Source organism: Streptomyces sp. SID14478 (assembly GCF_010548525.1).
GTDB lineage: Bacteria > Actinomycetota > Actinomycetes > Streptomycetales > Streptomycetaceae > Streptomyces.
Window position 1 is genome coordinate 1 of sequence record NZ_JAAGMG010000169.1, and the last position, 7,520, is coordinate 7,520.

Annotated in this window: 7 protein-coding genes and 1 pseudogene; 7 read left to right on the plus strand and 1 reads right to left on the minus strand. The window is 73.8% G+C overall.

Annotation, left to right across the window (positions count from 1 at the left end):
• The 4 genes and pseudogenes from G3I40_RS06390 to G3I40_RS06405 form a co-directional block, all read left to right on the plus strand.
• A pseudogene (locus tag G3I40_RS06390) lies at nucleotides 1-432 on the plus strand (MFS transporter); the annotation flags it as partial.
• A 162-nt stretch (nucleotides 433-594) separates the two neighbouring features.
• Nucleotides 595-1,749, plus strand: coding sequence for a Gfo/Idh/MocA family oxidoreductase (locus tag G3I40_RS06395; protein ID WP_164301181.1), 1,155 nt, complete (start codon nucleotides 595-597; stop codon nucleotides 1,747-1,749).
• The gene (locus G3I40_RS06400) at nucleotides 1,746-2,684 is read left to right on the plus strand and encodes a PmoA family protein (protein ID WP_164301182.1); all 939 of its coding nucleotides are present in this window, start codon (nucleotides 1,746-1,748) and stop codon (nucleotides 2,682-2,684) included. The genes G3I40_RS06395 and G3I40_RS06400 overlap by 4 nt, the downstream gene beginning before the upstream one ends.
• Nucleotides 2,678-3,385, plus strand: coding sequence for a cupin domain-containing protein (locus G3I40_RS06405; RefSeq protein WP_164301183.1), 708 nt, complete (start codon nucleotides 2,678-2,680; stop codon nucleotides 3,383-3,385). Before G3I40_RS06400 ends, G3I40_RS06405 begins: the two co-directional genes overlap by 7 nt.
• Before the next feature lie 298 nt (nucleotides 3,386-3,683).
• On the opposite strand, the gene G3I40_RS06410 is transcribed toward G3I40_RS06405, so the two are convergent.
• Complete coding sequence (locus G3I40_RS06410) at nucleotides 3,684-4,460, minus strand: TVP38/TMEM64 family protein (protein ID WP_239091576.1); 777 nt, start codon at nucleotides 4,458-4,460, stop codon at nucleotides 3,684-3,686.
• 107 nt (nucleotides 4,461-4,567) lie between these two features.
• Between G3I40_RS06410 and G3I40_RS06415 the strand changes: the two genes are divergently transcribed.
• The 3 genes from G3I40_RS06415 to G3I40_RS06425 all read left to right on the plus strand — a co-directional run.
• Complete coding sequence (locus tag G3I40_RS06415; protein ID WP_164301184.1) at nucleotides 4,568-5,275, plus strand: DNA alkylation repair protein; 708 nt, start codon at nucleotides 4,568-4,570, stop codon at nucleotides 5,273-5,275.
• A gap of 288 nt (nucleotides 5,276-5,563) precedes the next feature.
• Nucleotides 5,564-6,745, plus strand: a complete 1,182-nt coding sequence (gene tuf / locus G3I40_RS06420) for an elongation factor Tu (RefSeq protein ID WP_164301185.1) — start codon at nucleotides 5,564-5,566, stop codon at nucleotides 6,743-6,745.
• Between the two features lie 144 nt (nucleotides 6,746-6,889).
• Nucleotides 6,890-7,520 (plus strand): fused MFS/spermidine synthase (locus tag G3I40_RS06425; RefSeq protein ID WP_239091577.1); only part of this gene is annotated, 631 nt, incomplete at its 3' end.

Genomic DNA, 7,520 nt, shown 5'->3' on the forward strand with positions numbered 1-7,520 from the left:
GCGCTCGGCATGCTCGCCGGTGACACCCTCGCCGGACGCTTCGTGCCGGCCCGGCTGCGCGGCCGCCTCGGCGCGCCCCTGCGGCTGCTGCTGGCCGCACCGTACCTGGTGTTCGCGGTGCGGCCCGCGCTGCCCGTCGCCGCGGCCGCGGTGGCCCTCGCCTCCGTCGGCTTCGCGGCGAGCCTGCTCCTCCAGGAGCGCCTCGTGGCGCTGACCCCCGAGGAACTGAGCGGACACGCCCTGGGCCTGCACACCGCAGGGATGCTCTCGATGCAGGGCGTGGGTGCGCTCGTCGCGGGCGCCCTGGCCCAGGCCACCTCCCCGGCGGCGGCCATGACGGCCCTCGCGCTCACGTCCCTGGCGGTCACGGCCGTACTGGCGCCCGGGCTGCGGCCGGTGGAGGGCAGGGCGCCACGGACGGCGGCTCCGTGAGCATGCCGGGCCGGTGGGATCAACCCCCGCCGCCCTGTTGACCCCTGTCGCCCCAGCCGCTTAGCGTCAACCGGGGGAAAGCGCTTGCTATCGCGTGCCGTGGCGGCGCCGTCCCCCGCGTCACGTCCCGTCACCGCACCCGATGGAGTGTTGATCGCGCCCATGCGCAGCGCACCCGCACCAGAACGTTCCGGCCCCCGTACCCATCGCCTCAAGGCCGCCGTCGTCGGCACGGGCGGCATCGCCCGCGGCAGCCATCTGCCCGCCCTGCGACAACTCGCCGCCGAGGGTGAGGTGGAGGTCGTCGCGGCCGTCGACATCGACGACGACGCCGTCCGCCGGTTCTGCGCGGACGGCGGCGTCCCGCACCCGTACACCGACCTTCAGCGCATGCTCGACGAGCAGCGGCCGGACCTCGTCACCATCTGCACCCCGCCCACCCTGCACCGCGAACAGACCGTCGCCGCCCTGGAGTCCGGCGCCTGGGTGTGGTGCGAGAAGCCGCCGACCCCGTCCCTGGCGGAGTTCGACGCCGTCGAGGCGGCCGAGGGCGCGCAGGGCGGGCCGTACGCCGCCGTCGTGTTCCAGCACCGGTTCGGCTCCGGCGCCCGGCACGTGCGGGACCTGCTGGCCAAGGGGGAGGTCGGACGGCCGCTCGTCGCCCACTGCCAGACCACCTGGTACCGGGACACCGCGTACTACTCCGTTCCCTGGCGCGGCCGGTGGGCCACCGAGGGCGGCGGCCCGGCCATGGGCCACGGCATCCACCAGATGGACCTGCTGCTCGACATCCTCGGCCCCTGGTCCGAGGTGCGGGCGATGGCCGGACGGCTCGTGCACGACGTGGAGACCGAGGACGTGTCGACCGCCCTCGTCCGCTTCGACAGCGGCGCCATGGCGACGATCGTCAACAGCGTCCTCAGCCCCGACGAGGTCAGCCGCATCCGCATCGACTGCGAGCGCGCCACCCTGGAACTGACCCACCTGTACGGGTACGGGAACGCCGACTGGACCGTCACGCCCGCCCGCGACGTCCCCGCCGAACTGGCCGCGTCATGGAGGGACTTCGGCACCGACGTGCCGAGCTCCCACCTCGCCCAGCTGCGCGATCTCGTCGCCTCGATGCGCGCGGGCGAGCGGCCACGCAGCAGCGGCCCCGACGGGCGCACCAGCCTGGAGCTGATCTCCGCGCTGTACAAGTCCGCGTTCACCGACGCCACCGTCCGCGCCGGCGAGATCGGCCCCGGCGACCCGTACTACACCGCACTGCACGGGGGCGCCCCCGGCTGGGCGCCCCACCAGGAGGCCACCGCATGAGCACCGGCACCACCGCACTGCGCGTCCTGCACGCCCACGGCGACCGGATCACGGTCACCGAACCCACCACGGGCGTCGACCTGTTCGCGTACGTCTACCGTCCCGAGGCGGCATGGGAGGCGCCGAAGCCGTACCTGCACCCGATCCGGACCCTGGCCGGCGACGTCGTCACCGACTACCGGCCCCACGACCACCGCTGGCACAAGGGCCTGCAGATGACCGCCTCCCACCTGTCGGGGCAGAACCTGTGGGGCGGCAACTGCTACGTCCACGGGGAGGGTTACCTGGCCCTGCCCGAGCGCGTCGGCTCCATGGCGCACGTCGGCTTCGACGCCGTGCGCGCGGACGCGGAGGGCGCCGTCATCGCCGAGCGGCTGACCTGGCACCCGTACGACGGGGAGCTGTGGGCCGAGGAGGAGCGCCGCATCGAGGTGCGCGACGTCGACCCGGCCGCCGGTTCCTGGACGCTGACCTGGACCAGTGCGGTCACCAACCGCCGCGCCGAGCCGCTGCGCTTCGGCAGCCCCACCACCCACGGCCGGGAACTGGCGGGCTACACCGGTCTGTTCTGGCGCGGGCCGCGCGCCTTTCGCGAGGGGCGCATCCAGACCGCCGACGCCGAGGGCCCGGAGGTCATGGGGAAGCAGGCGCCGTGGCTCGCGTACAGCGCGGAGCACGACGGGGCCGACGGGCACGCCACCCTGGTCTTCGAACACGCCCTGGACAACGACCACTTGGGCGAGCGGGGCGCGCATCCGGCGCACTGGTTCGTGCGCAACGAACCCTTCGCGGCGGTGGCACCCTCCTTCGCCTATTACGACGAACTCGTCCTCGAACCCGGCGCCACCTTCACCCGACGCTACCGCGTCGTCGTCGCTGACGGCGCGTGGGAGCGCGAGGAGATCGCCAAGTACCTTGCGGAGCACCCGTGGTGAACACCTACGAAGGCCTGCCCGGCGGCGTGGCCGTCTCGCACCTGTCCGTCTACGACTGGCCCGCCGCCGACGGTCTGTGCGGCGGCACCCCGCACCTGCACCTGACCTGCAGCGAGGGATACGTCGTCACGGCCGGCAGCGGGGCCGTGCAGACGCTGACCTCCTCCGGCTTCGCGCAGACGCCGCTGGCCGCGGGCACCGTCGCCTGGTTCACGCCGGGCACCATCCACCGGCTGGTCAACGAGGACGCCCTGCGCATCGTCGTCCTCATGCAGAACAGCGGGCTGCCCGAGGCGGGCGACGCCGTGCTCACGCTGCCGCCCGCGTACCTGACCGACCCCGAGACGTACGCCGCCGCCACGGCCATCCCGGCCGACGTCCCCGAGGCCGAGCAGGAAAGGGCGGCGCGGGCCCGGCGCGATCTCGCGATCGAGGGTTATCTGCGGCTGCGCGAGGAGCCGAAGGAGCTCGCGGCCTTCCACGAGGCGGCGGCCGCGCTCGTACGCCACCGGCTCGACGCCTGGCGCACCCGCTGGGAACGGGGCGCCTGCGCCGCGTCCGCGGCGACCGGGCGTCAGCTCGACCGGCTCGCTAACGGCGACGCCGGGCATCTCGCGGACGCGGTGGTGCGATCCGAGGTGCCGTCCGCGCGAGGGAAGTTCGGGATGTGCGGGCGGCTGGACGTGTACCGCACCGACTGAGCCGGACCCCTGCGGCCTCGGGCCCGGACCTCGTCCGGCCCGGGGCGCGCTGTGAGATCCCGGTGGCGCACCTCCTCGCCGCGCTCCGCGCACGTGACCCGGGGCGCCAGGGCGTGCCCGCAGCGTTGCCCGATGAGCATGGGGCGGTCGCCGTCGCGCAGAGGGCGGTCGCCCCATGCTCATGAGCGTCATGAGGACCGGTTCGCGTGCGAGTCCGGCAGGCGTCGGCCGGTACCCGAAGAGCCGTGGCCGCTTGAGAGGCCGGTGGGCTCGCGAACGCCGCCGTGCTGGAGGCCCTTCAACGCCGCGGGAGGTGCTCCGCGAGGTCCTCCGCGCGCCCGTCGTGGTCGCTCGCGCCACTTCGCGCACCCGTGGGCGCGCGCAACGAGTGCCGCTTGAACCACGCCACCAGCGCCCCGGCCACCGCCGTGATCGCGATGAACCCCATCGCGAGCAGGAAGGCCGGGGACGTCGGCGTCGAGGCCCGGGCGCCCGCGACCACGTACGCCGCCGTGTTCGGGATCGAGCCGAGGGCCGTGGCCAGCAGGAAGGAGGCCCAGCTCATGCGGGAGATCGACGCGCAGTAATTGGCCGCCCAGAACGGGACGCCGGGGAAGAGCCGAGCCGCCAGCATCGAGCGGAAACCGTGTCTGCTCAGCTGGCCGTCCGCCGCCTTGAGCCAGCGGCCGCGCAGCAGCGGGCGCAGCGCGTCCTGGCCGAGCATCCGGCCCAGACCGAAGGAGATGCCCGCGCCGAGCACCGTCCCGCCGATCGCCCCGAGCAGCCCGAGCTGCGAGCCGAACAGGGCCCCCGCCGCCAGATTGAGCAGAGGACGCGGGACGAACGCGACCGTGCACACCCCGTACGCCACCGCGAACAGGACCACCGCGGCCGCCCCGCCCACCTGTGGCGGCCAGCCGTCGGCAAGGAGACGCTGCGGTTCGAACAGCAGCACACACGTCGCGCCCGCGGCCAGCAGTACGACCAGGAGCGACAGCCGCGACCAGGGGGACAGCAGGGCCCTGGTGCAGCGCGTGGTGAGGCTCGCGGAACGGGCGGCGACGGGGACGGACATCCGGGGAGACTAACCGACGAGTACGTAAGATCGCCGTAGGTTGTGTCTCATTAATCCCACTGTTCTCCTCACCTTTGGCCGTCCGGATCCGCCCCGAGGGAGGCCCCGTGCCCGTCGTCGCGCCGCCGCCCAGCCCGCTCGCCGACACCGTGCTGGCCCGGCTGCCCGTGGTCTACGGCGCCGCGGCCGACCCGGAGCGCGCCGCGCAGATGCGTGCCTACATGAAGGACGTCGCCCCCTTCCTCGGGCTTCCCTCGCCCGTGCGCAAGGAGTTGGGCAGGGCCGTGCTGGACGGGACGCCCCGGCCCGACGAGGCCGACCTCACCGCGATCGCGCTGCGCTGCTGGGCGCTGCCCGACCGCGAGTACGCGTACTTCGCCGTCGACCTGCTGCGCCGGCACGTGCGCAGGCTGTCGTCCGGATTCCTGCCCGTCGCACGGCACCTGGTCACGACCGTGCCGTGGTGGGACACCGTCGACCTCCTCGCCGCGCACGTGGTGGGCGGGCTCGTCGCCGCGGACGCGTCGCTCACCGCGGACATGGACACCTGGATCGCGGACCCGGACCTGTGGGTCGCGCGGACCGCGCTGCTGCACCAGCTGCGCTACCGGCAGTCGACGGACGCGGAGCGGCTGTTCGCCTACTGCCTGCACCAGGCGGGGCACCCCGACTTCTTCATCCGCAAGGCCATCGGCTGGTGCCTGCGCACGTACGCCCGGACCGAGCCGGACGCCGTACGGTCCTTCGTCGCCGCGCACCGCGACGTGCTCGCGCCGCTGTCCGTGCGCGAAGCGCTGAAGAACGTAGGCCCCTGACCGCCGGGGCAACCACCGTGCGGGGCGCGGTAATTCATTCGACGCCCGTGGTTCCGTAGGCGATGATCTGCACATGTTCCGGCACGCCTTCCTCGCAGCTCCGCCCGCAGTCGCGGGCGCTGCTCAGGCTGCCGTCGTTCCCGCAGCAGCCGTCGACGGCGCGCGAAGCTGACCCTCTCCGGACATTCCGGCGGACCCCGCAGGGGGAGGGTCGGTCCGGTTCAGGGGTCCCCGCCTCCCGAAGGAGGCCCTCACCTGTTCTGATGTTCCGGAAGGGACTCTTCAGCCATGCCCAAGACGGCATACGTGCGCACCAAGCCGCACCTCAACATCGGCACCATGGGCCACGTCGACCACGGCAAGACCACCCTGACCGCCGCCATCACCAAGGTCCTCGCCGCCCGCGGCGCGAGCAGCTTCGTGCCGTTCGACCGCATCGACCGGGCGCCCGAGGAGGCGCAGCGCGGCATCACCATCAACATCGCGCACGTCGAGTACGAGACCGACACCCGGCACTACGCGCACGTGGACATGCCGGGCCACGCCGACTACGTCAAGAACATGGTCACGGGCGCGGCCCAGCTCGACGGGGCGATCCTCGTCGTGTCCGCGCTCGACGGGATCATGCCGCAGACCGCCGAGCACGTCCTGCTCGCCCGGCAGGTGGGGGTCGACCACATCGTCGTCGCGCTCAACAAGGCCGACGCCGGGGACGAGGAGCTCACCGACCTCGTCGAGCTGGAGGTGCGTGAACTGCTGTCCGCGCAGGGGTACGGCGGCGACTCCGTCCCGGTCGTACGGGTCTCCGGGCTCAAGGCCCTGGAGGGGGACCCACGCTGGGAGGCGTCGATCGACGCACTGCTCGACGCCGTGGACACCTACGTCCCGATGCCGGAGCGGTACGTGGACGCGCCCTTCCTGATGCCGGTCGAGAACGTGCTGACCATCAGCGGGCGCGGCACCGTCGTGACGGGCGCCGTCGAGCGCGGCCGGGTGCGCGTGGGTGACCGCGTGCGGGTGTACGGGGCCGACTCCTCGAAGGAGGGGGAGACCGTCGTCACCGGGCTCGAGACCTTCGGCAAGCCGATGGACGAGGCCCAGGCCGGGGACAACGTGGCGCTGCTCCTGCGGGGCGTGCCGCGCAACGCGGTACGGCGCGGGCACGTCGTCGCCGAGCCGGACAGCGTGCGGCCGGCTCGCCGCTTCACCGCGCAGGTGTACGTGCTGTCGGCGGCGGAGGGCGGTCGGCGCACGCCCGTCGCCACCGGTTACCGGCCGCAGTTCTATCTGCGCACCGCGGACGTCGTCGGCGACGTCGACCTCGGGGCGACGGCCGTCGCGCGACCCGGCGACACCGTCACGATGACGGTCGAGCTCGGCCGTGACGTGCCGCTGGAGCCGGGTCTCGGCTTCGCGATCCGCGAGGGCGGACGCACCGTCGGCGCGGGCACGGTGACGACCGTGGCCTGAAGCAGCTGTGTGGCCGGGGCCCGCGGGCCCCGGCCACATGTGCGTCCGCGCGGCCCGGGCGCCGCCTGCTGATCACCGCGGGGCGGGCCCGCCTGCTCCTGCCCCGGCACAATGGCCTACGTGAACGCACCCGACGCCGAGCCGATGCCCGTCACCCGCGCCGTCGACCACGGCATCGCCAAGCTGCTGCCCGACGTGGACCGGCGCCGGGCCTGGCTGCTCACCGTGGACGGGGCCCCGCAGTCCTACGTCGACCTCGACGAGCCGACGCACCTGGAGTTCGAGTACGCCCGCCGCCTCGGGCACGTCCTGGACTGCGTGGCGCCGGACGGACAGCCGCTCGACGTGCTGCACCTGGGCGGCGGCGCCCTCACCCTGCCCCGGTACGTCGCCGCGACCCGGCCCGGCTCCCACCAGGACGTCGTCGACGCCGACCGGGGGCTGCTGGATCTCGTCGCCGAGCACCTTCCGCTGCCCGCGGACACGGACATCGCCGTGCACGGCGCGGACGCCCGGCACTGGCTCCGGGCGGCGCCCGACGGCTCGGCGGACGTACTCGTGGCCGATGTGTTCGGCGGCTCGCGGGTGCCCGCACACCTGACGACCGAGGCGTACGCCCGCGAGGCGGAGCGGGTGCTGCGGCCCGGCGGCAGCTACGCGGCGAACCTCGCCGACGGCGCGCCCTTCGCCTTCCTGCGCTCCCAACTGGCCACGTTCCGCGCCGTGTTCGCGCAGGTCGCGCTGATCGCCGAACCCGCGGTGCTGCGCGGGCGCC